We start from the raw sequence: 26011 nt of genomic DNA, 5'->3' as shown, positions 1-26011 counted from the left end.
AACTCTACGCCTCCGAGTGAGGCCTCTGCCTTACGCGAGCGTTGCGGCAACGACGACGTCGTCGTAATGCCAGTCGGTGCCTTTGCCAGCCAAGTCGTCTTCGAAGCCAAAGATGTTTTCCCCCAACACCTTGAGGTGCTGTTCCCCATCGACTGCCGTGGTTCTGCCGAAGCTGAACACCAGATTTTCGTCAGTGATGAGGACAGGGGCGTAAAAGCCGGCTTCATTCGCTGAGAGATGCCAGCGTTGATTGATCTTGTCGCCATCCAGAATTTGTTGATCTGGTTCGATCAAGTTGTCGCGTAGAGCCTGACGAAAGGCTTTTGGTCGGTTGATTCCAATGCCGTTAACGGTGAACTCAGATGACTGTTGGCGAGTCAATTGCACCAGTCCGATGCGGTTGTCCGGATCAGTGTTCTTCAGGGTGTCCAAGATCAGCTGCTGGTCCGTCTCCATCCAGTTCAGGTTGAGGATGCCGTCGGAGGTCGAGCGTTGGGCGTTAGCGGTTTTGACGGCCTGTTGACTTTCAGGTTGATCAAGCGCTGTTGCCTGGACCATCAGGTCATCGAAGTCACCACTCCCTGCTCTGCCATCTTCCAAGGCGATGGCAACAGCATTGGGCTCAGGAGTCGACAGCTCCAGCCTTGGCGTTTTAAGACGCTTGTGATTGTTGCTTTGTTGGAGGAAGTGAATGGTTTCACCAGCCTCTAAGTAGATGTGCTTTTCGCCACGGATTGCTTTGGGATAGCGGTGCGTTTGGGGAGTAGAGCCCAGCGTTCCAACAGTCTTTCCTTTGGCATTGATGAGAACGAGATTGTTTTGCCATCGGTCGCGAGCTTCGTCCACTTTGAGCTTGACCCAAAGCCCAGAACCACTGGGTCCATTGGCCTTTAGGCCTTGTTTATCGTCACTAATACTTAGCGTTGCTGGTGTTGATGTCGGACGGGTGTCATTGTCAAGAATTTGACCGATGCCCTGATGTCTTCCAATTTGAATCGATGCGATTTCAGTCGATTCAATGATGTTGTCATCAACAACTGGAACATGAACATCAAAATTCTTGACTCCCTTGGGGACTGTGACAGTGCCTTCGTTATTACTGGCTACTCCATTGGTGATGACAACGTTCTTGCCCGTTAAATAATCGAGGCCATAGCTTGCGTCCCCACCAATTTTAAATTGGTAGTGTCGTCTTGACCGATGTCGGCGATCAAAAGAGACACGGTAAATCAAGTCTTCATCGGCACCTTCGAGTGCAGTATTGGCTTTGATCTTGGTAATGATTGGTGCCGGACGAGAGCCGGGTCTGTTTTGGACAAGAAGAGAGTCGTTATCAAAGATCTCTCCAATTCCTGAATTTGTGCCAATCGAGAGGATGGCGGTCTCGGTGTTTTCAATGAGGGAGTCATCGATCACACGCACTGAAGCTGTGAATTGGGTAACACCAGCCGGGACGGTGATGGAGCTATTCCCGTTGTTTGTTACGCCATTTGACAAAATCACATTGTCAGCATTGAGATAGTCGACCTGATTGCAAATATTTTTTGATGCACCGATAGCATCGCCTGCAACCGTAAAAGTGAAGGTTGTGTCTGAAGACGAGGCTCGATCAAGCTGAATAGTATAAAGAAGATTATTTCCATCCCCCTCAGTCACTGAATTGCTGTCGATGAACGTTACCGATGGAGGGAGCTTTGCTGACGTGGGTGGAGAGTCGTTATCGAAGATCTGTCCAGTTCCCGAGTGTGAACCAATGGAGAGAATGGCGGTTTCTGTGTTTTCGATAAGGGAGTCGTCAATGACGGGAACCGAAGCGGTGAAGGATTGAACACCAGCTGGAATGGTGATGGAACCATCATCGTTATTCACTACATCGTTTGAGAGGAGCACGTTGCCAGCATTGAGGTAGTCGACCTGTTTGGATAAATCTGCAGCAGTGTGACTCTCCTTGCTTGACGTCGATCGATGATTGGATCGTGTTGATGCCTGAGCTCTGAGCTTCTTTTGAGTGGTACTTAATTGACGAACCATAGTTGTGGTGTCGACAGGTCCTCCGATGGCATCACCTGAAACTCCAAAGGAAAATGTGAGATCTGTAGAGGCGGTTCGATTGAGTTGGATGGTGTAGAGAAGGTTGTTGCCATCTCCTTCTCTCACGGCGTTGGCATCAATGAGGATGATCGATGGGGGAGGTGTAGGTTTCGATTGGTCTGATGGGTTTGGATTGGGTGTGGGGCGCGTTGGACGAGGATCGTTATCGAAGATTTGCCCAGTGCCAGAATGAGTACTAATCGAGAGGATCGCTTGCTCTGTGTTTTCAATGAGGTTGTCATCGATCACGGGAATTGAAGCCGAAAAAGATTCAATGCCTGTCGGGATGGTGATCGTGCCATCACCATTGTTTGTCACACCGTTTGAGAGGGTGACATTGTAAGCATTGAGATAGTCGACCTGATTAGGGATATTTTCAGCTGCGCCGATGGCATCTCCGGAAACAGCAAAGGCAAAGGATGTCTCTTTGGCTGTGCTGCGATCGAGCTTGACGGTATAGACGAGATTGTTATCATCGCCCTCGGTGACGGCATTGGCGTCAATGGATTCGATCTTTGGATATTTTATTTCTTGGTTATCAACAGGGTCATTGTCGTAAATCCTTAGCATTGTTGAATTGTTTACATCTATAATGGTTTCTTTAAAGGGTGCATAATCTGCATCGTCGACCCTCAGGGTGAGACTTATGCTTTCGGTTGTTTCAATGAGTGTGTCATCAATGATAGGAATGTCTATATAAAAACTAGTGACATTTTGGTTGATATTGATTTTGTTTTCTAGCAGATTGCTGAAGCTTAGATTGTCGCTGAGCCTTAGGTTCGTCGTGAAGTCTAGATTCGGTGTTGCACTTTGTGGTTGTTGTAGCTCAGGGAATTCCGGGATGACAATCATGTCACCCTGTCTTTCGAAATTGAATGAGAAATTGACTCGCATATAGTCATCTTTTCCCTCTGTTGCACCTATAGATGTTGCGGTCAATAGTGGCTTAAGACTGTCATTATCAATGATGGTGGCGGATCCTTCGATTGAGCCTATGGAGCTGACGAGCTGCTCGGTTAATTCTGGGATGTTGTCATCAATAACATCAATGGTGACCGTGAAGGAATCGACTTTTTCGGGAACTGTTATGAGCCCATCAGTTCCAATTTCGACAAGATTATCTGCCATGAATTTGACAATTGGTTCGGTATCTAGGCCCGTAATGGCGAGCCTATTTGCTGTAAGGAGATCTTCGGCTTTAGTGCTGAAATCGCTTTGAAAAACTTGCTTAAAGGGTGTCTTCTTGTCGAACGTATACTCAAGAACGATGGGCTTATTTGATCCTTCTGTAACTGTATTGCCTGAAATTGAGATGAGTTGCGCGGGCTGAATGCTCGGGAAGTCGTTATCCGTGATGTTGGCCGTGGCCTCGAAGCCTGCAACGGAGAGTGTTAGAGACTCTGTGCCTTCAACGATTTTGTCATCAACAATGGGGATGCGTGCTTCAAAGGATGAGACACCTTTTGGAATGGTGAGCTGACCGTTGTTGAGGGAGAAGTCCTGATCATTATCTGAATTGTCTGATAAGAAGGAGATGTCGGCGCCAAGGAGTACATCGTTCGGATTAACGTTGTTCTGGTTGGCGAGTAGTGATTGAGAGAAGGAGAGTGTTTGCTGTTTTTTGAGTTTTTCGTCGAAGGAGAGCGAATAGGAGAGGTAGGTGTTGAAGCCGTCGGTCAGCTCGGCACCATTGCCATCTGCAGCATGGAAGGAGACAACGTCGACATCATCAAAGTCGTTATCCGTGATGTTGGCCGTGGCCTCGAAGCCTGCAACGGAGAGTGTTAGAGACTCTGTGCCTTCAACGATTTTGTCATCAACAATGGGGATGCGTGCTTCAAAGGATGAGACACCTTTTGGAATGGTGAGCTGACCGTTGTTGAGGGAGAAGTCCTGATCATTATCTGAATTGTCTGATAAGAAGGAGATGTCGGCGCCAAGGAGTACATCGTTCGGATTAACGTTGTTCTGGTTGGCGAGTAGTGATTGAGAGAAGGAGAGTGTTTGCTGTTTTTTGAGTTTTTCGTCGAAGGAGAGCGAATAGGAGAGGTAGGTGTTGAAGCCGTCGGTCAGCTCGGCACCATTGCCATCTGCAGCATGGAAGGAGACAACGTCGACATCATCAAAGTCGTTATCCGTGATGTTGGCCGTGGCCTCGAAGCCTGCAACGGAGAGTGTTAGAGACTCTGTGCCTTCAACGATTTTGTCATCAACAATGGGGATGCGTGCTTCAAAGGATGAGACACCTTTTGGAATGGTGAGCTGACCGTTGTTGAGGGAGAAGTCCTGATCATTATCTGAATTGTCTGATAAGAAGGAGATGTCGGCGCCAAGGAGTACATCGTTCGGATTAACGTTGTTCTGGTTGGCGAGTAGTGATTGAGAGAAGGAGAGTGTTTGCTGTTTTTTGAGTTTTTCGTCGAAGGAGAGCGAATAGGAGAGGTAGGTGTTGAAGCCGTCGGTCAGCTCGGCACCATTGCCATCTGCAGCATGGAAGGAGACAACGTCGACATCATCAAAGTCGTTATCCGTGATGTTGGCCGTGGCCTCGAAGCCTGCAACGGAGAGTGTTAGAGACTCTGTGCCTTCAACGATTTTGTCATCAACAATGGGGATGCGTGCTTCAAAGGATGAGACACCTTTTGGAATGGTGAGCTGACCGTTGTTGAGGGAGAAGTCCTGATCATTATCTGAATTGTCTGATAAGAAGGAGATGTCGGCGCCAAGGAGTACATCGTTCGGATTAACGTTGTTCTGGTTGGCGAGTAGTGATTGAGAGAAGGAGAGTGTTTGCTGTTTTTTGAGTTTTTCGTCGAAGGAGAGCGAATAGGAGAGGTAGGTGTTGAAGCCGTCGGTCAGCTCGGCACCATTGCCATCTGCAGCATGGAAGGAGACAACGTCGACATCATCAAAGTCGTTATCCGTGATGTTGGCCGTGGCCTCGAAGCCTGCAACGGAGAGTGTTAGAGACTCTGTGCCTTCAACGATTTTGTCATCAACAATGGGGATGCGTGCTTCAAAGGATGAGACACCTTTTGGAATGGTGAGCTGACCGTTGTTGAGGGAGAAGTCCTGATCATTATCTGAATTGTCTGATAAGAAGGAGATGTCGGCGCCAAGGAGTACATCGTTCGGATTAACGTTGTTCTGGTTGGCGAGTAGTGATTGAGAGAAGGAGAGTGTTTGCTGTTTTTTGAGTTTTTCGTCGAAGGAGAGCGAATAGGAGAGGTAGGTGTTGAAGCCGTCGGTCAGCTCGGCACCATTGCCATCTGCAGCATGGAAGGAGACAACGTCGACATCATCAAAGTCGTTATCCGTGATGTTGGCCGTGGCCTCGAAGCCTGCAACGGAGAGTGTTAGAGACTCTGTGCCTTCAACGATTTTGTCATCAACAATGGGGATGCGTGCTTCAAAGGATGAGACACCTTTTGGAATGGTGAGCTGACCGTTGTTGAGGGAGAAGTCCTGATCATTATCTGAATTGTCTGATAAGAAGGAGATGTCGGCGCCAAGGAGTACATCGTTCGGATTAACGTTGTTCTGGTTGGCGAGTAGTGATTGAGAGAAGGAGAGTGTTTGCTGTTTTTTGAGTTTTTCGTCGAAGGAGAGCGAATAGGAGAGGTAGGTGTTGAAGCCGTCGGTCAGCTCGGCACCATTGCCATCTGCAGCATGGAAGGAAACAACGTCGACATCTTCAAAGTCGTTATCTGTGCAATTTTTCACCAAACTGATATTGTCGATCAATCCGCCATAGCTATCATTTTCGTCTTTTGGTTCGCTAAAGCTAATTATTGCTTGATCGGATTCTGCAATGAAGCTATAGCTTTGCGTATGCCATTCTCCAGAAGTAGGTGAATTCGCGGCAATATCATTAAGGCTGACGACGACGGTTTCGTTCTTATTCGTTCTCCTTCGATGTAAATCAAAGCTCAACGTGTAGGCGCTGCCAATTTCAGTCGTGACTGTTTGAGAGATCGCATTTAACTTACGTTTTGCATCCAATTCTAAATAGAAATTGTTGCCATCTATGTTGTCCTGAATGCCTTTGAAGCCTGATGTCCAAACTTCCCCATCATTATTAAGGAGTTCCCATCCTGGGATTGTCTTGGTGTTCCACCATTTACGAGATCCCTTTTGTTCAACATCTTCAAAATCACCATTTTTAAGGAGATTTTTGCCGCACTCAAAATCATTGTCAATAGAATCGTTATCAGTGATTTGGGCAGTGGCCTCTAAGTCTGCAATGGAGAGTGTGAGCGACTCTGTGCCTTCAACGATTTTGTCATCAACAATGGGGATGCGCGCTTCAAAGGATGAGATACCTTTTGGAACGGTGAGCTGACCGTTGTTGAGGGAGAAGTCCCGATCTTTCTTTGAATTGTCTGATAAGAATGAGATGTCGGCGCCAAGGAGTACATCGTTCGGATCAACGTTGTGCTGGTTGACGGGGAGTGATTGAGAGAAGGAGAGTGTTTGCTGTTTTTTGAGTTTTTCGTCGAAGGAGAGCGAATAGGAGAGGTAGGTGTTGAAGCCGTCGGTCAGCTCGGCACCATTGCCATCTGCAGCATGGAAGGAAACAACGTCGACATCTTCAAAGTCGTTATCTGTGCAATTTTTCACCAAACTGATATTGTCGATCAATCCGCCATAGCTATCATTTTCGTCTTTTGGTTCGCTAAAGCTAATTATTGCTTGATCGGATTCTGCAATGAAGCTATAGCTTTGCGTATGCCATTCTCCAGAAGTAGGTGAATTCGCGGCAATATCATTAAGGCTGACGACGACGGTTTCGTTCTTATTCGTTCTCCTTCGATGTAAATCAAAGCTCAACGTGTAGGCGCTGCCAATTTCAGTCGTGACTGTTTGAGAGATCGCATTTAACTTACGTTTTGCATCCAATTCTAAATAGAAATTGTTGCCATCTATGTTGTCCTGAATGCCTTTGAAGCCTGATGTCCAAACTTCCCCATCATTATTAAGGAGTTCCCATCCTGGGATTGTCTTGGTGTTCCACCATTTACGAGATCCCTTTTGTTCAACATCTTCAAAATCACCATTTTTAAGGAGATTTTTGCCGCACTCGTAATCATTATCGATGATCGTTGCCTTTGCTGGTGCCAGATCTGGATAGCCTTCAATGGCAAGGATCAATGATTCATCTCCCTCGACCTCCTCGTCATCAATGACATCGATCAGCATGTCAAATTGTTTGACACCTTGTGGGACAGTGATGGCATTATTATTTCGTTCAAATTGTTGATCTAAGCTTTTGTCTCCAGTCTTAAACTCAATTGTTTCGTTTAGGCGTGTGTCTGAAATGTCTGCGCCGGAGCGACTTTCTTTGCTCTCGTTGATAAAAATAAGCTTTTGCTCACGCTTGAGAACTTTCTTGAATATCACTGAATATTTTAAATATGGATTCAGCTTTCTGTTGATGTCCGAGCCATTGGTTTCGGCGCCACTAGCTCCTTCGAAGGAGAGGATATCTGCTGCCTCTGCTTCTTCTATAGCGTCTAGCCCTGCACCACCGATATCCCTGAAACCAACGCCATCAAGTTGATTATGAGATTGTTGGTAGTCGGCGTAGTCGATTTCGCTTGTAAAGCGACCATCAGAATCTTTGTGTCGAAAGACGAAGTATTGCCCTGTGGTGTCGAGGCCTTTCGCTGACTGGTTTTGATGTGTTTGTCCATATAGAACTTTTTCGTCTGCGCTGAGTGCAAGCTGCATGCCAATCGGAATCTTTTTCTCGCTGTGCACCCACTCAGTCTTTCCGCATCGTTTATAGCCGTGGTGTTCTATATTAATTTTAGTTTTCCCCGAATCGATGATTGATTGGAGATCGAATGAGAAAAAGCCACCCCGTTTGATTTGTCCACCTGTTGCACTCCCATAGAGAATGCCATCTGAGCTGATGGCGATATCTCCAAAACCTGCTTTGGTGTATTTGTCTAATAGATATTTGGTAGGGCTTCCACTAATGATCATTCCGTTGTTTAGGTCGCTAATGTCGAGCTGATAAAGCTGATTGGAATTTGATTTGATCCACCAGAGTGAATCACCATAAATCGCTGCGCTTGCTGTCTTGCCTTCTTTGAATTTGTGCTGGCTAAGTTCTCTTGTTGTTGTGTTCCAGCTGTAAAGAGTTTGTTCGTAAAAGAACAAAAGTGATCCTGATCCTTTGTGATATGCTACCCCATTGCTTTTTTTAGGGTTTGGTAGTTCTGTGTCAAATATCTTAGACGTTGTTTTGTTCTTTGGATTGATTTCAAAAATCTGATTGTCGTCATCGATTCCATATAGATATCCAGAGTTGACGTTTTTAAGTTTGACTTTGGTGGTTTCGTTTTTGCTATTGCATACAAGCTTTTTGGCGGGTATGGTTGATTTGTTTGTGACCTTTTCGTCAGTCAGAGATAGGGCGTCATTGCCTGTTTCGTCCTGGATGGTATTGGCGTCGTTCAGGGTAGTGGGATCGTCGTAATCCAGTTTGATCGCTTGGCCTTGTTTGATTGTGGTGCTTAGGCCGAGAATGATGGTGGATCCAGAGATGTCGACGCTCTTCACGTCATTGTTTATGCCATCGGCTGTGATAGTGAAATCACTCTTGGTAGCGGTTGTTGATGAAAGTGCTTCGTTGTAGGTGAGAACGATTCTGGTGCCGTCGGTGGAGGTCGCTGCAGATTGAAGGGTTGGTGCCGTGCCATCAACGGTGGAGTTGTTGGTGACAGTGCTGTTGGTGAAGGACGCTGCGTCATTGCCTGCGCCGTCCTGGAGAGCTCTGGCGTCGTTGACAGCTGATGGATCGTTGTAATCCAGGGTGACCGTTTGGCCCTTCTTAATCGTGTTCTTAAGAGATAGAAGGACAGTGGAGCGTGAGGTGGTGACTGCGGTTATGAGGTTGATCTCGCCATCGGTTTTGACCGTAAAGCAGGAGATTGCAGCAGTTGTTGATGAAAGGTACTCGTCGTAGGTAAGAACAATCTTGCTGCCATCGTTAGTCGTTTCAGCAGTAAGGCATATCGGAGCTGTGCCATCAACGCTTGATTTGTTGTTGACGGATGTGCTGCGTAAAGAGGCAGCGTCATTGCCGGAGCTGTCTTGAACAGCATTGGCGTCATTACCGGATGTTGGATCGGTGTAGGCAACGGTGACCGTCTGATCGTTTTTGACGGTGTTGGTGAGGATGAGTTCAACGGTGGAGCCTGAGATGGCAACAGCGGTGACGGCGTTGGCGGAGCCGTCTGTTGTGACCGCGAATGTGGAGGTGGTTGCGGTTGTGGAGGAGAGTGCCTCGTTGTAGGTGAGAACGACTTTGGTGCCGTCGCTGTTGGTGGCAGCGGAGGAGAAGGTGGGAGCGGTGCCAGCAACGGTGGAGTTGTTGGTGACAGAGGTGCTGGTTAGAGAGGCAGCGTCATTGCCGGAGCTGTCTTGAACAGCATTGGCGTCATTGCCGGATGTTGGATCGGTGTAGGCAACGGTGACCGCCTGATCGTTTTTGACGGTGTTGGTGAGTGTGAGCTCAACGGTGGAGCCTGAGACGGCAACAGCGGTGACGGCATTGGCTGCGCCATCGGTTGTGACCGCGAATGCGGAGTTGGCAGCGGTTGTGGAGGAAAGGGCCTCGTTGTAGGTGAGAACGACTTTGGTGCCGGCGCTGTTGGTGGCAGCGGAGGAGAAAGTGGGAGGGGTGCCAGCAACGGTGGAGTTGTTGGTGACCGAAGTGCTGCTCAGCGATGCGGCGTCATTACCAGAGCTGTCTTGAACAGCATTGGCGTCGTTGGAGCCGGAAGGATCGGTGTAGGCAACGGTGACCGTCTGGTCGTTTTTGACGGTGTTGGTGAGGGTGAGCTCAATGGTGGAGCCTGAGACGGCAACAGCGGTGACGGCATTGGCTGCGCCATCGGTTGTGACCGCGAATGCAGAGGTGGTAGCGGTTGTGGAGGAAAGGGCCTCGTTGTAGGTGAGGACGACTTTGGAGCCGTCGGTTGAGGTGGCAGCGGAGGAGAAGGTGGGGGCTGTGACGTCGAGCCGTAAATCAAAAATGCGGACGTAATCAGCACTGCTCCCAGATCCAACGGCGAGAGTGTTGCCATCTTCTGAAAGTGAGATTGATAGACCTGTTTCGTCATTTGCAGATAAGCCATCTATATCTTCCCCAGTTTTGACCCAACTCCCGCTAACTAATCGATAAATACGGACGTGACCGGAATTGGATCCGCCTCCATCATTTTCGATGGCGCCAATGGCGAGAACCGTTCCATTTGAGGAAAGTGCGACCGATCGACCACTGAGATCACCAGCAGTTTCACCGTCGATATCGTCTCCAAGTTGGTCCCAGGATGAGGTGCCTGAATTCCACTGAAAAATGCGGGTATGCCCTGTATTGGCACCTGTTCCGCCGCCTGTGTTTTTGATGGCGCCAATCGCAACGATTGTGCCGTCCTCAGATAGTGCAATCGCTCTGCCGCCACTTTCGTCTCCTGCTGCTTCGCCAATGATGTCGCTGCCCAAGGCTCCCCAAGCCGAGCCGTTCAAGCGGTAGATGCTGGTATGGCCCGAGTCAGTTCCATTGCTGTCGCTTTTGTAAGCACCGATGGCAATGGTTTGGCCATCTCCGGAAATGGCTACTGCTTCTCCGGTTCTGTCGCCAGCAGCGGCTCCATCAAGATCGGCTCCCAGTTGGTTCCAATCAGTGCCGTCATATTTGTAGATGCGTGTATGGCCCGACATGTCGCCGCCGCCATCGTTTGAGCCTGCGCCGATAGCAACAATGGTGCCGTCGTCTGATAGCGAGAGACAAAATCCGCTGAAGTCATCTTGTGCTTCTCCTTGAATATCAGCCCCAAGTTGATTCCAGTTCGAACCGTCCCATTCGTAGGCTTGAACGTAGCCTATATCGCGTGAAGGTGTGTCATGATTGCTGGCACCGATGACTACAATGCTGCCGTCGCCGGAGAGTGCAATTGATTCGCCGAACTTGTCTCCACTGCTCTCTCCATTGATGGTGCTTCCGCGTTGGTCCCAAGCAGATGTTCCTGAATTCCATTCATAGATTTGAGCGTGGCCAGCATTTGCGTTATCACCTGCTCCAGTGCTTGCTCCAACGGCGATGATTGTTCCATCGTTGGATAATGAAACGGCTCGTCCGAAGAAATCGGATGATGTGTCTCCATTGATGTTGCTGCCGATTTGTGCAAACTTTTGCGTTGAGTTATTGGTAACGGAGGTGCTGGTTAGAGAGGCCGCGTCATTGCCGGCGCTGTCTTGAACAGCATTGGCGTCGTTGCCGGATGTTGGATCGGTGTAGGCAACGGTGACCGTCTGCCAACTCGCGATAGTCCGCGTAATGGTGAGCTCAACGGTGGAGCCTGAGACGGCAACGGCGGTGACGGCGTTAGCGGCGCCATCGGTTGTGACCGCGAAGTCGGATGTTGCTGCAGTTGTGGAGTCGAGGGCCTCGTTGTAGGTGAGGACAACTTTGGTGCCGGCGGAGTTGGTGGCAGAGGAGGAGAAGGTGGGAGCGGTGCCTGCAACTGTGGAGTTGTTGGTGACCGAAGTGCTGGTTAGAGAAGCGGCGTCATTGCCAGAGCTGTCTTGAACGGCATTGGCGTCGTTGCCGGAGGTTGGATCGGTGTAGGCAACGGTGACCGCCTGATCGTTTTTGATGGTGTTGGTGAGTGTGAGCTCAACGGTCGAGCCTGAGATGGCAACGGCGGTGACGGCGTTAGCACTGCCATCGGTTGTGACCGCGAAGGCTGAGGTGACTGCAGTTGTGGAGTCGAGTGCCTCGTTGTAGGTGAGGACGACTTTGGTGCCGGCGGTGTTGGTGGCAGCGGAGGAGAAGGTGGGAGCGGTGCCTGCAACGGTGGAGTTGTTGGTGACCGAAGTGCTGCTCAGCGATGCGGCGTCATTCCCAGAGCTGTCTTGAACGGCATTGGCGTCGTTTGAGCCGGATGGATCGGTATAAGCAACGGTGACCGCCTGATCGTTTTTGACGGTGTTGGTGAGGGTGAGCTCAACGGTGGAGCCTGAGATGGCAACGGCAGTGACGGCGTTAGCGGAGCCATCGGTCGTGACGGCGAATGCGGAGGTGGCTGCGGTTGTGGAGGAAAGGGCCTCGTTGTAGGTGAGGACAACTTTGGTGCCGTCGCTGTTGGTGGCAGCGGAGGACAAGGTGGGAGCGGTGCCAGCAACGGTGGAGTTGTTGGTGACGGTGCCAGCAACGGTGGAGTTGTTGGTGACCGAAGTGCTGCTCAGCGATGCGGCGTCATTACCAGAGCTGTCTTGAACAGCATTGGCGTCGTTACCGGATGTTGGATCGGTGTAGGCAACGGTGACCGTCTGATCGTTTTTGACGGTGTTGGTGAGTGTGAGCTCAACGGTGGAGCCTGAGACGGCAACAGCGGTGACGGCGTTAGCGGAGCCGTCTGTTGTGACCTCGAAGTCGGATGTTGCGGCTGTTGTGGAGTCGAGTGCCTCGTCGTAGGTGAGGATGACTTTGGTTCCGTCGGTTGAGGTGGCAGCGGAGGAAAAGAGGGGTGCCGCCTCGGTGGAGTTGTTGGTGACGGAGGTGCTGGTTAGAGAGGCAGCGTCATTGCCAGTGTTGTCTTGAACAGCATTGGCGTCGTTACCGGATGTTGGATCGGTATAAGCAACGGTGACCGTCTGATCGTTTTTGACGGTGTTGGTGAGGGTGAGCTCAACGGTGGAGCCTGAGATGGCAACAGCGGTGACGGCGTTAGCGGAGCCGTCTGTTGTGACTGCAAAGTCGGAGGTGGCTGCAGTGGTGGAGGAGGTGGCGCTTGCCCAGTCGCTTGCCTCCTCGTAGGAGAGTGCTTTGTCGTATGTGAGGACAACTTTGGTTCCATCAGTGGATGTAGCCGCTGATTGGAAGGTGGGTGCGCTTGTATTGAAGCGAAGTTGTTCTTTGGGGACGAGTTGGGTGTAGTTCGAATACTGACGAAGCGCTAATCTCCCTACCTCAGTGTTCTCAGCGAATTCAATTTTTATGCTGTACCACTGGCCATTTGTGAGGCCTGTTGCTGTAACTAAGTCGTACGTCTGAGGGTGGTCGGTCGGGTTGTTGACTGCCAGTTCACCGTTGATCCAGATGCGAACTCTGTCGTCGCTAAGTGTGTACCAGCGATTTGTTCCTGTCGTCCAGGCTTGGATTTCTCCTTGGGCACGTATTGACCATTCATCTCCATCCCCCGTGTCATAACTGTCATCAAGGTTGATCGTTTCCTCGATATTTGTTGCAACTAGGCTGTCAAAGTTAATCCCTTGGTATAGCTCAACATTTAGCCCGTCAACGTAAGGCATTGCCTTTGTTTAGTCCCTTATGAATGGATTATGAGTGTTTCCAGTGAGGTCCCGTATCCCCCAGCTGAGGGATACGAAAAAATGCTCGATCTGTACCGCTCATGTTTGATGGTGATCTCTGATTGCTTCGTCTGATCGATTCAAAAAATGTCCGATATGGACCAGCAATGGCTAGCGATTTCTGAGGATTCTTGTTATTGGCTGCCGCCGAGTGGATGTGGGCGAAGGACTGATTTAGGCATGATTGCCATGCACAAAAAAGCCCTGCTCTGACCGCGAGCAGGGCTTTTTATGAATTGAATTATCAGGCAGAGCGCGAGTTTGTCAGGCGGTTATGAATTTCCAGGAACGTATCGAGCAGTGCGAACCCTGCTTGCCAGGCCAAGGCGCTTGAGCAGCCGCACGTGTTGCCAGGTGAAATCGAATTCAAACCAGCGCAGACCGTGACGAGCGCTCGCCGGATGAGCGTGGTGGTTGTTGTGCCAGCCCTCTCCGAAGGAGAGCAAAGCAACCCACCAGCAGTTGCGGGACAGGTCAGGGCAGTCGAAGTTGCGGTATCCGAAGGCGTGGGTGGCGGAGTTCACCAGCCAAGTCACGTGATAGACGACCACGAGGCGCAGTGGGATGGCCCACAGGACCAAGCCAAGGCCGCCGCCATGCACTTGTGCAGCTTCACCAAACCAGTACAGGCCCAGTCCCAGGGGGATTTGTAGGAGTAGGAACCAGCGATCAAGCCAGCGATAAAACGGATCGCATTGAAGGTCGCCGGCGTAGCGGTCCAATTCCTTCAGTGCAGGGATGTCATGCAGCATCCACTCGCTGTGGCTCCACCAAAGTCCGCGCCCGGCGTCATGGTGATCAGTCGGCTGATCCGAAAAGCGATGGTGATGGCGATGCAGACCCACCCATTCGATCGGGCCGCTCTGGCAGGCGAGGGTGCCCATCAGCACCAGGATGCGCTCAACCCACACCGGCACCACCATGCTGCGGTGCGCCACCAGACGGTGCAGGCCCAGGGTGACGCCCAAAACGGTCATCCAATAGAGAACGCCGAAGGCCACAACGCCCTGCCAGCTCCAGAAGCGCGGGAGCAGCGCCACGGTGGCGAGCACGTGCATCACCAGCATGAAACTGGTGGTACCCATCTTCAGTTTTCGCTGACGGGCGGGCAGAGGCTCACGCCGTGCCATCACCGCTGCCCGCTGGCGAAGCTCACGGGTGTCAGCTGTTTGCGAGGAAACCAATCGGATTCTCCTGAAATTGACAAGCCGCTCAGACAGGGAAACCTTGGAGCGGATGGTGCCGTTAATGACAGAAATCTAAAGGAGTTCACGCATTGCAGAGACATGCGCGTTCGGAAGACCGGCGTCGGCCAGGACCTATGAAGGCAAGGACTCAGCAATGCAACGGGTGATTGGTGCAACTGCAAATCATCTGATCGAAGTGGTGGCGAGGGATCAGGCTGAACTTGCCGCAGCGAGGACCGCGTCCGTGGAGCTCCGTTTGCAACGGATCCTCGATGCGCTGTCGGCAGAGCGTGTGGGCCCTCAGCACTTTGCTTCGCTCACTGGTTATGGCCATGGTGACCAAGGGCGTGAGGTGGTGGATCGGGTCTTTGCCCGGGTCCTGGGGGCCGAAGCTGCGGCAGTGCGCCTGCAATTTGTGAGCGGCACCCATGCGATTGCGGCAGCGTTGTTTGGGGTGCTGAGGCCCGGTGATCGTCTGTTGTCGATTACTGGGCGCCCCTACGACACCTTGGAAGAGGTGATCGGTCTTCGCGGTCAGGGCCAGGGCTCCCTGGCGGAGTTCGGGGTCTCATACGACGAAATCGACCTGCAGCCCGACGGGGTCGTGGACGAGGTGGCGTTAAGCCAGGTCTTGGAGCAGCCCTGTCGGATGGTGCTGATCCAGCGCAGTTGTGGTTACAGCTGGCGTCCCTCGGTCACGGTTGATCAGATCGCAGGGCTGTGTGACCGCATCCATGCGCGCCAGCCGAACTGCGTGGTCTTTGTCGACAACTGTTACGGAGAGTTGGTGGAGGAGCAGGAGCCAACGGCTGTTGGGGCGGATCTCATCGCTGGTTCCTTGATCAAGAACCTCGGCGGCACCATTGCTCCCACCGGCGGGTACATCGCTGGCCGGGCAGATCTTGTTGAGCAGGCCTGCTGCAGGCTCACGGCTCCGGGGATCGGCAGTGAGGGCGGCACAGGATTTGACCTGCAGCGGCTGGTGCTGCAGGGGCTGTTCCTGGCGCCGCAGATGGTGTCGGAGGCCTTGATCGGTGCGGACCTTGTGGCGGGAGTGTTCGAGCGGCTGGGGTTCCCTGTGAACCCGAGGCCGGGCGCGGTGCGCAGCGATTTGATTCAGGCGGTTCGGCTGGGCAGTCCGGAAGCCCTCAAAGTCGTGTGTCGAGCGTTCCAGGCCATGTCACCGGTTGGTGCTTATCTCGATCCGGTTCCTGCCTCGATGCCTGGCTATGCCTCTGATCTGGTGATGGCAGGAGGGACGTTCATCGACGGCTCCACCAGTGAATTTTCGGCGGATGCGCCGCTGCGGGAACCCTTCAACCTCTATGTGCAGGGCGGCACCCATCGGGCTCACATCCGCCTGGCTTTGTCCCGTGCATTGTGTGACCTGAATGCGGCAGGCCTGATCAATCTCCCGCAAACTGGGGAAACCTGAAACTGCGTCGATGGCGTTTGAGTTCCCCGCCTCTTTCCGCTTCGCCGACAGCCACGAATACGCCAACGCCGATGGCGAGCTGGTGAGGGTGGGCATTAGCGCCTTCGCCGTTGATCAACTGGGCGACATCGTGTTTGTCGATCTGCCGGACGTGGGCTCCAACCTGGCGAAGGGCACCAGCTTCGGATCGGTGGAATCGGTGAAGGCCGTCGAAGACATGTACGCGCCCATTGCCGGTGAGGTGGTGCAACGCAATGAAGCGGTGCTGGCCAGTCCGGAGGAACTGCAGAACGATCCCCATGGCGAGGGCTGGCTGCTGGTGCTGCGACCGGCGGATCCCTCTGAGCTCGAGAGCCTGATGACCGCGGAGGCCTACAGCGCCAAGGTCAACGCCGGCTGACCTCAAGGGCGGGATGCGGCTCTTACGATCTCCCCTGTGAGCCGCTGCTTCAGACGTTGATTTCTCCTTTTTCGCAGCGGCATATCGGCCCGAGTGAGGCGGAACAGATCCGGATGCTGAATGCACTCGGCTACAGCGATCTGCAGGAGTTCATCGCTGATGTCGTGCCCGACGACATCCTTGATCCAGGGCCGCCCTATGAGGCGTTGCCCGAGGGTTGTGGCGAGGCGGAAGCGCTCAGGCAGCTCAAGCAGCTGAGCGAGACCAACACGGTGCGACGCTCCCTGATTGGGCTGGGTTACTACGGCACTGCAACCCCGGCCCTGATTCAGCGTCACGTTTTTGAAAATCCGGCTTGGTACACCGCCTACACCCCGTATCAGGCGGAAATCGCCCAGGGGCGGCTCGAGGCCCTGCTGAACTTTCAGACCCTGATCAGTGAGCTCACGGGCTTGCCGATCGCCAACGCGTCACTGCTGGATGAAGCCACCGCAGCCGCGGAGGCCATGAGCCTCAGTTTCGGGGTGTGCCGTCGCTCTGAGGCGACCCGGTTTTTGGTGGATATCAATGTGTTGCCGCAGACCTGGGCCGTGCTGCAGACCCGCGCCGAACCCCTCGGCATCACCCTGGAGCGCATCGATCCGGCGACGGCGCCGATTGATGCGTCTGTGTTCGGTGTTCTGCTCCAGTTGCCCGGAGCCGATGGATGCCTCTGGGATCCAACCACCGTGATCGAATTGGCCCACGCGGCCGGTGCCTTGGCCACCGTGGCGATCGATCCGTTGGCGCAGACCCTGATGGCGCCAGTGGCGTCCTTTGGTGCAGACATTGCCGTGGGCAGTGCCCAACGCTTCGGAGTGCCGATGGGATTTGGTGGTCCCCATGCTGCTTTCTTCGCCACGGTTGAGGCCTACAAGCGCCAGATTCCGGGCCGTCTGGTGGGGCAGTCCAAGGATGCGGAAGGCCGCTCGGCCCTGCGGCTGGCGTTGCAGACCCGTGAGCAGCACATTCGCCGCGACAAAGCCACCAGCAACATCTGCACCGCTCAAGTGTTGCTCGCCGTGATGGCCTCTTTCTATGCCGTGCATCACGGGCCTGACGGCCTCCAGGCCATTGCTCAGCGCATCGTTGGGCTGCGCAGCCAGCTGGAGCAGGGCCTGCGGGATCTCGGCTATCCGCTGGCGATGGCAGACCGTTTCGACACGGTCACCGTGAACTGCTCGTCGGCGCCTGCCGTCCACCGTGCAGCAGCAGCAGTAGGCTTCAATCTGCGCGTGCTGCCCGATGGCGCAACGTCAGCGGACGCCACCGGTTTCGGCATCAGCCTGGATGAGCTCTCGGATGAACGGGAGCTGCAAGCTCTCCTTGGGATCCTGGCCGAGGCCAGCGGTCAGGCCGTGCCGAAGCTGGAGGCTGCGCTGCCCCAGTCCCTGTCCCTGCAGCAGCGCACCGAGCCCTGGCTGAGCCAGCCCGTGTTCCATCAGTACCGAAGCGAGTCGGAGCTGTTGCGTTACATCCAGCGGTTGGTGAGCCGTGATCTGTCCCTGGTGCACGGGATGATCCCGCTGGGCAGTTGCACCATGAAGCTCAATGCTGCCTCTGAGCTGCTGCCGGTGAGCTGGCCTGCCTTTGCCGGATTGCATCCGTTTTCCCCAATGGATCAGGCGGCGGGGTATCACCACTTGGCCGACGATCTGGAGGGATGGCTGGCGGCTTTGACGGGATTTTCAGCTGTCTCGTTGCAGCCCAATGCCGGCTCGCAAGGGGAATATGCAGGGTTGCTGGTGATTCGCGCCTGGCACCGTTCTCGTGGTGAGGCCCATCGCGACATCTGTTTGATCCCCACCAGTGCCCATGGCACCAACCCCGCCAGTGCCGTGATGGCCGGCCTCAAAGTGGTGGCCGTGGCCTGTGATGACCAAGGCAACATCGATCAGCAGGATCTTGCGGCGAAGGCAGCCGAGCACGCCGACCGGCTGGCGGCGCTGATGGTGACCTACCCCTCCACCCACGGCGTGTTTGAAACCGGCATCCGAGAAATCTGCTCCGTGGTGCATCAGCACGGTGGGCAGGTGTATCTCGATGGCGCCAACCTCAACGCGCAGGTGGGGCTGTGCCGTCCTGGTGCCTTCGGTGCCGATGTGTGCCATCTCAACCTGCACAAGACCTTCTGCATCCCCCACGGGGGTGGTGGCCCTGGCGTGGGACCGATCGGTGTGGCCGCGCATCTTGCGCCATTTCTTCCGGGGCATCCGTTGCAGGCCGGCGCCTCGTCGGCAATCGGTCCTGTTTCCGCAGCAGCGCTCGGCAGCGCCAGCATCCTGCCGATCAGCTGGATGTATCTGCGGATGATGGGGGCGGATGCCTTGCGGCAGGCCAGTGCCGTGGCGCTGTTGTCGGCCAACTATCTGGCCCATCGGCTCGACCGCTCTTATCCCGTGCTGTTTCGGGGCAGCACCGGTCGGGTGGCCCATGAATGCATCCTTGATTTGCGGCCGCTGAAACGGGATGCGGGGATCGACGTTGATGACATCGCCAAGCGTTTGATGGATTACGGCTTCCACGCACCGACCGTCAGCTGGCCGGTGGCTGGAACGGTGATGGTGGAGCCCACCGAGAGCGAAAGCCTGGCTGAGCTGGATCGCTTTGCTGATGCGTTAGTGGCGATCCGTGAGGAGATTCGCGCCGTTGAAACCGGCGCCAGTGACCCTCAGAACAACCCGTTGAAGCGTGCTCCGCACACTCTTGCTGCAGTCACAGCGGATGAATGGGACCGTCCCTACAGCCGTCAGCAAGCCGCATTTCCCATGGAGGGCCAGCACGAAAACAAGGTTTGGCCAGCTGTGGCGCGGATTGATAACGCTTTCGGCGATCGCAACTTGATCTGCACCTGTCCCTCTGTGGAAGCGGTCGCTGTGGCGGCTTGAAGCCCTGGTGCAGGGGGGTGAGCGTGTAAATTTTCACTGAAAGTGGAAAAATTGGTTTGATTCCGTTCATCGCCCTTGCGGGTTCGGCCAAACTGATCGACAACTGATTCGTATGTCGGGGGACACCATGGATCGGGACAACATCAAGAAATCTGCACTCACTAGCGTTGAAGGGCCTGCCCTTCCTCATCTTCCGGACGGTCTCGAGTCGGCCTTCAATCGTGGTCATACTTTGTCGATTGAAGGGACGAATGTAATTCGGGTTCCGTTCGGCACCCGCCGTTCCCGTCGTACTCGCCCTGAGCGGCCCGATCACTGGGCCACCCTGGTCATTCCTCTTCAACCGGTGGGCGATCCCACCCCACCACCGGCAGCCGCCTGAATTCAGGCCACTCCGATTTCTGATGCTTCCTGCGAAAGACGCCAGTCCACAAGGGCTTTGACGTCGGCCAATGAGCAGGTCGGTGTGCGGAACGGCAGAAGCCGCATCGGACTGCGTTCAGGTCGCACCAACCAGCTTCGATTGGTTTGAGGCATCAGAAGGAACCCGCGGTAACGCACCGCGGTCTCATGACCGTTCATGAATCCCATCGCTCAAGGGATTGTTTGAAAGTGACCCCGTTATTTCAGGGCACAAGATCTGGTGTCTCGCGCTTGCACCGAATCTCTTTCGGATTGCTTTGTTCAGGTGATCAAACTGAGATGAGATTGCGAGATTGAAACTGCTCACTGCCCTGATGCAGGAACCTCTCTGGAGGCTCTTTTAATGGGGTGTGTGCATCGCTACAGCGGGGTCGGGCCCTATGCCCTCCCCACTACAGATGGTGTCTTAGGCCATGGCGAAGAGCAGGACGTCAGCGGTGTCGCTGATTCCGATCAGCTCACGTGATGTTGTCGTGTCTTGGACCAGTCCAAGCCCGTCGCCGCGCCGCAGCACCTGCTGTCTTGTGCCATCGCTTTGCAAGCGCAGCTCCCCATCAATCACCTGAATCCACAGCAACCGCTCTTCGGCTGTTGGCAAGGGCAACTGCTGCTGTCGTTGCGGCTGGGCACGCCAGAGGCGGAGGGGACGTGCGATGGCCATCGCCTCGCCGGATGCGCTGGGCTCAATCAGTGGCGTCCAGCTTTCGCTGATCGCGAAGGGCTTTTGTTCATAAGCGGGTTGGATGCCCAGCTGGGCTGGCTCAATCCAGATCTGCAGCAGCCTGCATGGAGCGTTGGTTTGGTTCATTTCGCTGTGCACGATGCCCGTTCCGGCACTCATCCGTTGCACTTCGCCGGCGCGCAGGACCTCGCTGTTGCCCATGGAGTCGGCATGGGTCAGGTCCCCGTCCACCATCACGGTGATGATTTCCATATCGCGGTGGGGGTGCATGCCGAAACCCTGGCCAGCAGCGATGGTGTCGTCGTTGATCACCCGCAAGGGCCCGAAGCCCATCCAGTTCGGATCCTGATGGCTGCCGAATGAAAAGCTGTGCCAGGAATCGAGCCAGTCGAGTTGGCTGTGAAAGCGCTCGGCAGCCGGGCGCATCACGGCTGCAGGAGTGCTGATGGATGGTGCTGCTGACATGGGTTGTTGGGGGGGGGGAGAACCGATGGTTGGAGGTCGACTTAGAGCGCGAGCGGTGACATTTGCAGAAGCCGCTGAACCAGGTCGCTGATGGTGTCGTCTTGCGGTGGTTTGGCGTTGTTGCTCAGCAGTTGACGTCCAACGACTTGGGCCCCGAGGTGGGTGAGTTGGATGCGAAGAGACAGGAGCAGTTCCATGCCGCCACCGCCGGAGAAGGTGGCCATCGCGATCGGTCGTCCGTTGAAGAGGGCCCGGAAGTCGTCTCCCGTCACTGAGAGCCAGGCAATGGCATTGGTGAGGGATGGCGGAATGGAGCCGTTGTATTCCGGTGCGCAGATCACCCAGCGCGGTGTTTGGTGCAGCTTGTCGTGCAGAGTCTCAAGATCAGGGCCCGCTCCCGCTGCCTTCACTCTTGGAGTGAACAGAGGCAGGTCGAGCTGCGTGAGATCGATCAGTTCGGCGGTGGCGTTCTGAGCCGCTGCGGCCTTCATGAAGCGTTCAGCCAGCTTCAGGTTTTCGCCATTGCTCGCTGTCAGAACGATGAGATCAGAGGGCATGGAAGATTCGGCTCTTGATTGAATCGTGCAAGTTCTCGCCTGTTTTCACAACACCGCACGTCAAAGTGGGTCAGTGACCTTCGGGTGACCTTTGGACGATCAGAAGGGTTTTCAGGGTGGGCAAGATCAGGGCGCTTGCATGGCCGAGCTGGCCTTGAAGGTGATTCAGGGGCGCTGGAAATTGCTGATCTTGCGTGAGCTTGTGGACGGCATTCGCCGTTTTTCAGATCTTCAGCGGGCTCTGGAGGGGGTGAGCCAGAAAGTGTTGACCGCTCAGTTGCGCGATCTGGAGACGGATGGTGTGGTCCATCGCACCGTGCATCCCGAGGTTCCGCCGCGCGTGGAATACGCGCTGACGGACCTGGGAGTTGCGTTGTTGCCCGTGCTGGATGGCCTTCACGCTTGGGGAGAGCGTCAGGCTGATTTCAACTCCGCTTCGCGGTAGGGAACGAAGCTGGCTTTGCGCACGCCGCAGATCGGGCACTGCCAATCGTCCGGAATCGTTTCGAAGGGGGTGCCTGCGGCGATGCCGGAATCCGGATCTCCCTCGGCGGGGTCGTAGATCACCGAGCACACCTTGCAGATCCATTTGCCCGGGATGGGTTGATCGGCCTGGCCTGCTGTCCCTTGGCCTTGCAGTGCCTCAAGGGCGACCCCATAGGTTTCGGCGTGATGCTGTTCAATCGGGGTCAGCAGGCCGAAGTTTTTGGCGGCGGTTCGGAAGATGCCGGCATGTTCCTTGGATTCGCTGCTTTGATCAGCGAATTCCGCCTCGGCTCCGCTATCCCGGTCTTGCTTGGCCTGGGCGGCGAACTCTGGATACATCGTTGTGTATTCGTAGGTCTCACCTCCAATGGCCAGTTCCAGGCAGCGGCTCAGCATGGCCTGTTTCTCGCCGTCGCTGAGTTGGTCAGGATTGCTGGCCACCAGCTCAGGGTGCAGCAGCCGGAAGTGTGCAAAGGCGTGCTCTGTCTCTTGGGCTGCGGTGTCTTGAAACAACTTGGCCAGGTCTTTGTGACCCAGTTGTTTGGCCACATCCGCAAAAAACAGATATTTGCGGTTGGCCATGCTCTCGCCGCCGAAGGCGGCTTCGAGATTGGCGTGGGTGGATGGCTTGGAGAGGTCCATCTTGGAGAAGCGATCGTCACATCAGACTACGCCTAACTCATACCGAGTATGAGTTAGGCGTAGGTACGGGTTGCCGGCTCAGTAGTTGGCGCCGCTGCGCCGCTGGTGCACCGCGGTGCTGCCCTCGGCATCCAGTACCCCACCGTGATCCACTTCGGCATAGATCAGCCAGTGGTCGCCGCATTCCATCCGCTGGCTCACCTTGCCGTCCAGCCAGGCGAGCGCATCCGGCAGCAACGGCTGGTCGGCGGGGCTTGCGTCGAGCTCCAGGCCTGCAAAGCGATCGGCACCGGGTTCAAACGGTTGCAGGAACTGCTTCATCGCTGCTGTTTCGCGACCTTCTGCCAAAACGTTCAAGGCGAAGCGATCGCCCTTGTGCAGCAAGGCTTCCACGGCGCGGTCTTTGGCGACGGCCACGGTGATGCCAGGAGGGCTGAAGCTCGCCTGACTGACCCAGCTGGCCACCATGGCGCCGCTCAGATCAGCTTTGCGTGTGGTGAGAACGCAGAGCGAGCCGATCACGCGGCCCAGGGCCAGCACCGCTGGATCGCTGCGGCTTTCGCTCAAGCCGCCAGCACTGCGCCGCTGTGCTCGTTTTTGGCTCTGCAGCAGTTGGCGGGCAAAACGGGTGCCGGTTTCCTCCAGCTCCTTCACCCGAGCTGCATCCGGACTGAACTTCACGCGGATCGGGTCGAAGCCGAAGCTGAAGCCACCGTCCCGCAATTTGGTTTCCAGCAGATCCACTGCTTCGCCGCTCCAGCCGAAGCTGCCGAACACCCCCACGGGTTTGTTGCGGTCTCCCTCCGCCAACAGGGTTCCCAAGGCCGAAACAATCGGCGTGGGGGCATGGCCCCCCAGGGTTGGTGAGCCGATCAACACGGCGTCGGCCTGTTTGATGGTGCTCACCAGTTCATCGGCCGGTGTGAATTCGCAGTTCAAGCTGCTCACCCGGATTCCGGTGCGGCTGACGCCGCGGGCCAGGGCATCGGCAATGGCTGCGGTGTTGCCGTAGGCGCTGGCGAACAGCAGGGCCACCGTCAGGGTGGCGTTTTGCTGGCCTTCTCCCCAGCGGCGGTAATCATTCAGCAAGCTGCGCCAACTGGCTTCGATCGCGGGGCCATGGCCCGGCGCGATGGTGCGGATGTCGAGCTCTTCGAGCCGTTCCACCAGGGCATCCACCTGACGGGCCATGGGGGCCATCAGGCAGTCGTAGAAATGACGGCGCTCTTCTTCGGTGCTGCTGCGGTTGCTTTCGGCCCAGCTGTCTGTGCAGAGGTGAGCACTGAAGAACTTGTCGCTCATCAGCAGGCCGAGGCTTTCCTCGAACGCCAGCAACCCGCCTGGCCAGCGGGGGGTTGGGGCCGGCAGCAGCATCAGGCTGCGCTGCTGGCTGAGGGGAAGCGTTTGCTCTTGGCGAATGATCCGCAGAGGCGGCAGGTCTGGCAGCGGAGGTTGCTCGCATGTCTCACCAGGAGGGGCCGGCTTGCGTTGGCTCCACAGCTCCTCGATCAACTTGGCGCCCGGGTTGGAGACGATCAGCTCCAAGCCGGAATAGGCCTCCGCTAGATCCCGCAGCAGGGCAACGCGGTTGGGGTTCACGTGTCCCACAACAACCAGCAGCGGCGCGGCGCTGCTGGGCAGGGCGTCTGCAAGCACCGGAAGAAAGGCCGCGCTGTAGGCCACACCCGGAGGGTGAACCAGCACGGCAGGGGCACCATCGCCGGCCTCAAACAACACGCTGTTGGCGGTGCTTCCCCGCTCTAGGGCGTACTCCAGTTCAAAGCGGTTTCGTTGAGGGCTCAGACCGCGGAGACCAACGACCCCATCGTCGATCGGCAGTTGGATCGTGCGACGCGTGGGTGCAGTGGTGGTCACGCTCATCTTCGAAGCAAGTTGAATGTAGGCGTGTTGTTGATGAGAGCAGCAGATCTATGCCGCAGAGCGTTGTTGTTCTCTCCTCCCAGCTGATCACCACCCTTTCGGCTCTGGCCTATCTGCGCTGGCGGGGAATCCGGGGGGCTCGGCTGCACGTTGTCTCGCTCTATCGCGACGATCTGAGTCATTCGACCAAGGCCTTCCAGCCGTTTTTGCAGGAGCTCGCCGCCCAGGATGGGCACCAATGTCAGTTCATTCAGATCCCCCCTGATCACTTCGGAGTGCTCCGGCTCAGCGCTGGGGACAGCGTGTTGATTGGGCCCGAGCCGCTCAAGTGCAGCCTGCTGCTGCTGCCGCGGTTGGACGACCGCGAAGGGCAGCGAATGCTGCTTGAGTATCAGGCTGCCGAGGTGGTGGAGCTGGGGGAATCGATTGGGGTCGAGACCTGCCTGTATTCACCTGCCGGCCGTCGGGAACGCCGACGGGTGCTGCAGCGATTGCGGTGCTCTGAAGGGCGAGCTGTGGTCCGACAGGATCCGCTTGTTCCCTTGGATCAGCCTGTTAATTTGGCACGGCTGGGTTGTCTGCTCAAGCTGTGCATGGCTTCGCGTTCTGCCTTGGCGGCGGCACAACCAGTGCCCCAGGGATCTGAGTGTGGGGTGCTGCTGTGCCTGCCTTATCTCAAGGTTCGCACTTGGCGATTTCGCTGGCGTGTGATGGGGCGTTCGCTTGGATGGCGTCAGGCTCCAGCGATTCAAAATCCTTCTTACCTGATACGGGCCGTGCGTGACTCATTGCCGACTAATACGACATGGCAGGTACAGGCCCATCCTAAAAACGAAGCTCACCATGACTTGATAGAGGCGTTGCTGAGGCCGCTAAATCCATGTGGATTGGTGCAGGTGCTGCCGGCGATTGCATCGCTCGAAGCACGTTTGTCGCAAAGCTCGGCTGACTCTGGCTTGGCCGTACTGGGTTTCGGCACCAATTTGCTGGCCGTGGCGATGTTTGTCGCCCCACATCACGAGAGCATTCGGTTGTGCAGCTCTTCAGCGGACGGCTGGTTGCGTGTGTGTGTCGATCAGCTTTTCAATCAGCGTGAGCATCTCCGGAGCTGGCATATGCGAGCGGCGTTGCACAACCTTAAGCAGGCTCTCTCACATATAAATACTTACAATAAAGACGAGTAAAAAATCATCATCGATAAGTGATCTCTTCTCTAAGTACTGCAGAGTTGTGAAGCAAGGAGAGAAGTCATTTTTAAGATCCTGTCAGCAAAGCGACGATTTTAGGACATGATCTTATTCCTTATTTACCTATAAATGATGACCTCAATCATGCTGTTTTATTTGATTTGCAATGGCGTCTAATCTGCTTTCATGCACCTTGATCAATCCATTGCTTAATTTAATCGCTGGCTTGCTGAAGCTCTTTGTAAAAAATTAACACCTTAAAA

13 protein-coding genes are annotated in these 26011 nt (G+C 55.0%); 6 read left to right on the top strand and 7 right to left on the bottom strand.

Annotated features, from left to right (window positions below; translation table 11 throughout):
- Window positions 1-30 precede the first annotated feature (30 nt).
- Window positions 31-13416, bottom strand: a complete 13386-nt coding sequence (locus SynPROSU1_RS13055) for a SwmB domain-containing protein (protein ID WP_186570873.1) — start codon at window positions 13414-13416, stop codon at window positions 31-33.
- A gap of 332 nt (window positions 13417-13748) precedes the next feature.
- Window positions 13749-14606, bottom strand: coding sequence for an acyl-CoA desaturase (locus SynPROSU1_RS13050; RefSeq protein ID WP_370586285.1), 858 nt, complete (start codon window positions 14604-14606; stop codon window positions 13749-13751).
- Between the two features lie 211 nt (window positions 14607-14817).
- Here SynPROSU1_RS13050 and SynPROSU1_RS13045 point away from each other — a divergent pair, with 211 nt between their 5' ends.
- The 4 genes from SynPROSU1_RS13045 to SynPROSU1_RS13030 all read left to right on the top strand — a co-directional run bounded on the left by SynPROSU1_RS13045 (window position 14818) and on the right by SynPROSU1_RS13030 (window position 19807).
- Window positions 14818-16098, top strand: a complete 1281-nt coding sequence (locus SynPROSU1_RS13045) for a methionine gamma-lyase family protein (protein ID WP_186570871.1) — start codon at window positions 14818-14820, stop codon at window positions 16096-16098.
- Window positions 16099-16108: 10 nt separating this feature from the next.
- Complete coding sequence (gcvH, locus tag SynPROSU1_RS13040) at window positions 16109-16498, top strand: glycine cleavage system protein GcvH (RefSeq protein ID WP_186570870.1); 390 nt, start codon at window positions 16109-16111, stop codon at window positions 16496-16498.
- A 56-nt stretch (window positions 16499-16554) separates the two neighbouring features.
- The gene (gene gcvP / locus SynPROSU1_RS13035; protein ID WP_186570869.1) at window positions 16555-19425 is read left to right on the top strand and encodes an aminomethyl-transferring glycine dehydrogenase; all 2871 of its coding nucleotides are present in this window, start codon (window positions 16555-16557) and stop codon (window positions 19423-19425) included.
- 127 nt (window positions 19426-19552) lie between these two features.
- On the top strand, window positions 19553-19807 hold the full coding sequence (locus SynPROSU1_RS13030; RefSeq protein WP_186570868.1) for a hypothetical protein: 255 nt from the start codon (window positions 19553-19555) through the stop codon (window positions 19805-19807).
- A 2-nt stretch (window positions 19808-19809) separates the two neighbouring features.
- On the opposite strand, the gene SynPROSU1_RS13025 is transcribed toward SynPROSU1_RS13030, so the two are convergent.
- The 3 genes from SynPROSU1_RS13025 to SynPROSU1_RS13015 all read right to left on the bottom strand — a co-directional run bounded on the left by SynPROSU1_RS13025 (window position 19810) and on the right by SynPROSU1_RS13015 (window position 21552).
- A complete protein-coding gene (locus SynPROSU1_RS13025; RefSeq protein ID WP_186570867.1) occupies window positions 19810-20016 on the bottom strand; it encodes a hypothetical protein in 207 nt (68 codons plus the stop codon).
- 238 nt (window positions 20017-20254) lie between these two features.
- A complete protein-coding gene (locus SynPROSU1_RS13020) occupies window positions 20255-20995 on the bottom strand; it encodes a pirin-like bicupin family protein (RefSeq protein WP_186570866.1) in 741 nt (246 codons plus the stop codon).
- A gap of 41 nt (window positions 20996-21036) precedes the next feature.
- The gene (locus SynPROSU1_RS13015; protein WP_186570865.1) at window positions 21037-21552 is read right to left on the bottom strand and encodes an NADPH-dependent FMN reductase; all 516 of its coding nucleotides are present in this window, start codon (window positions 21550-21552) and stop codon (window positions 21037-21039) included.
- Between the two features lie 139 nt (window positions 21553-21691).
- Between SynPROSU1_RS13015 and SynPROSU1_RS13010 the strand changes: the two genes are divergently transcribed.
- Window positions 21692-21997: a helix-turn-helix domain-containing protein gene (locus SynPROSU1_RS13010; protein ID WP_186570864.1), complete on the top strand. Its 306-nt coding sequence runs from the start codon at window positions 21692-21694 to the stop codon at window positions 21995-21997.
- Here SynPROSU1_RS13010 and SynPROSU1_RS14125 read toward each other — a convergent pair.
- Window positions 21967-22680: a rubrerythrin family protein gene (locus tag SynPROSU1_RS14125; protein ID WP_186570863.1), complete on the bottom strand. Its 714-nt coding sequence runs from the start codon at window positions 22678-22680 to the stop codon at window positions 21967-21969. The two genes, SynPROSU1_RS13010 and SynPROSU1_RS14125, sit on opposite strands and share 31 nt — an antisense overlap.
- 78 nt (window positions 22681-22758) lie before the next feature.
- On the bottom strand, window positions 22759-24561 hold the full coding sequence (locus SynPROSU1_RS13000; RefSeq protein ID WP_186570862.1) for a diflavin flavoprotein: 1803 nt from the start codon (window positions 24559-24561) through the stop codon (window positions 22759-22761).
- A gap of 50 nt (window positions 24562-24611) precedes the next feature.
- Here SynPROSU1_RS13000 and SynPROSU1_RS12995 point away from each other — a divergent pair, with 50 nt between their 5' ends.
- Window positions 24612-25745, top strand: coding sequence for a hypothetical protein (locus SynPROSU1_RS12995; protein ID WP_186570861.1), 1134 nt, complete (start codon window positions 24612-24614; stop codon window positions 25743-25745).
- Window positions 25746-26011 lie beyond the last annotated feature (266 nt).

It is taken from the genome of Synechococcus sp. PROS-U-1, from assembly GCF_014279755.1.
In the GTDB taxonomy this organism is placed as follows: domain Bacteria; phylum Cyanobacteriota; class Cyanobacteriia; order PCC-6307; family Cyanobiaceae; genus Parasynechococcus.
Note: the sequence above shows the minus strand (reverse complement) of the source record. Positions and strands in the feature narration are given on the sequence as shown.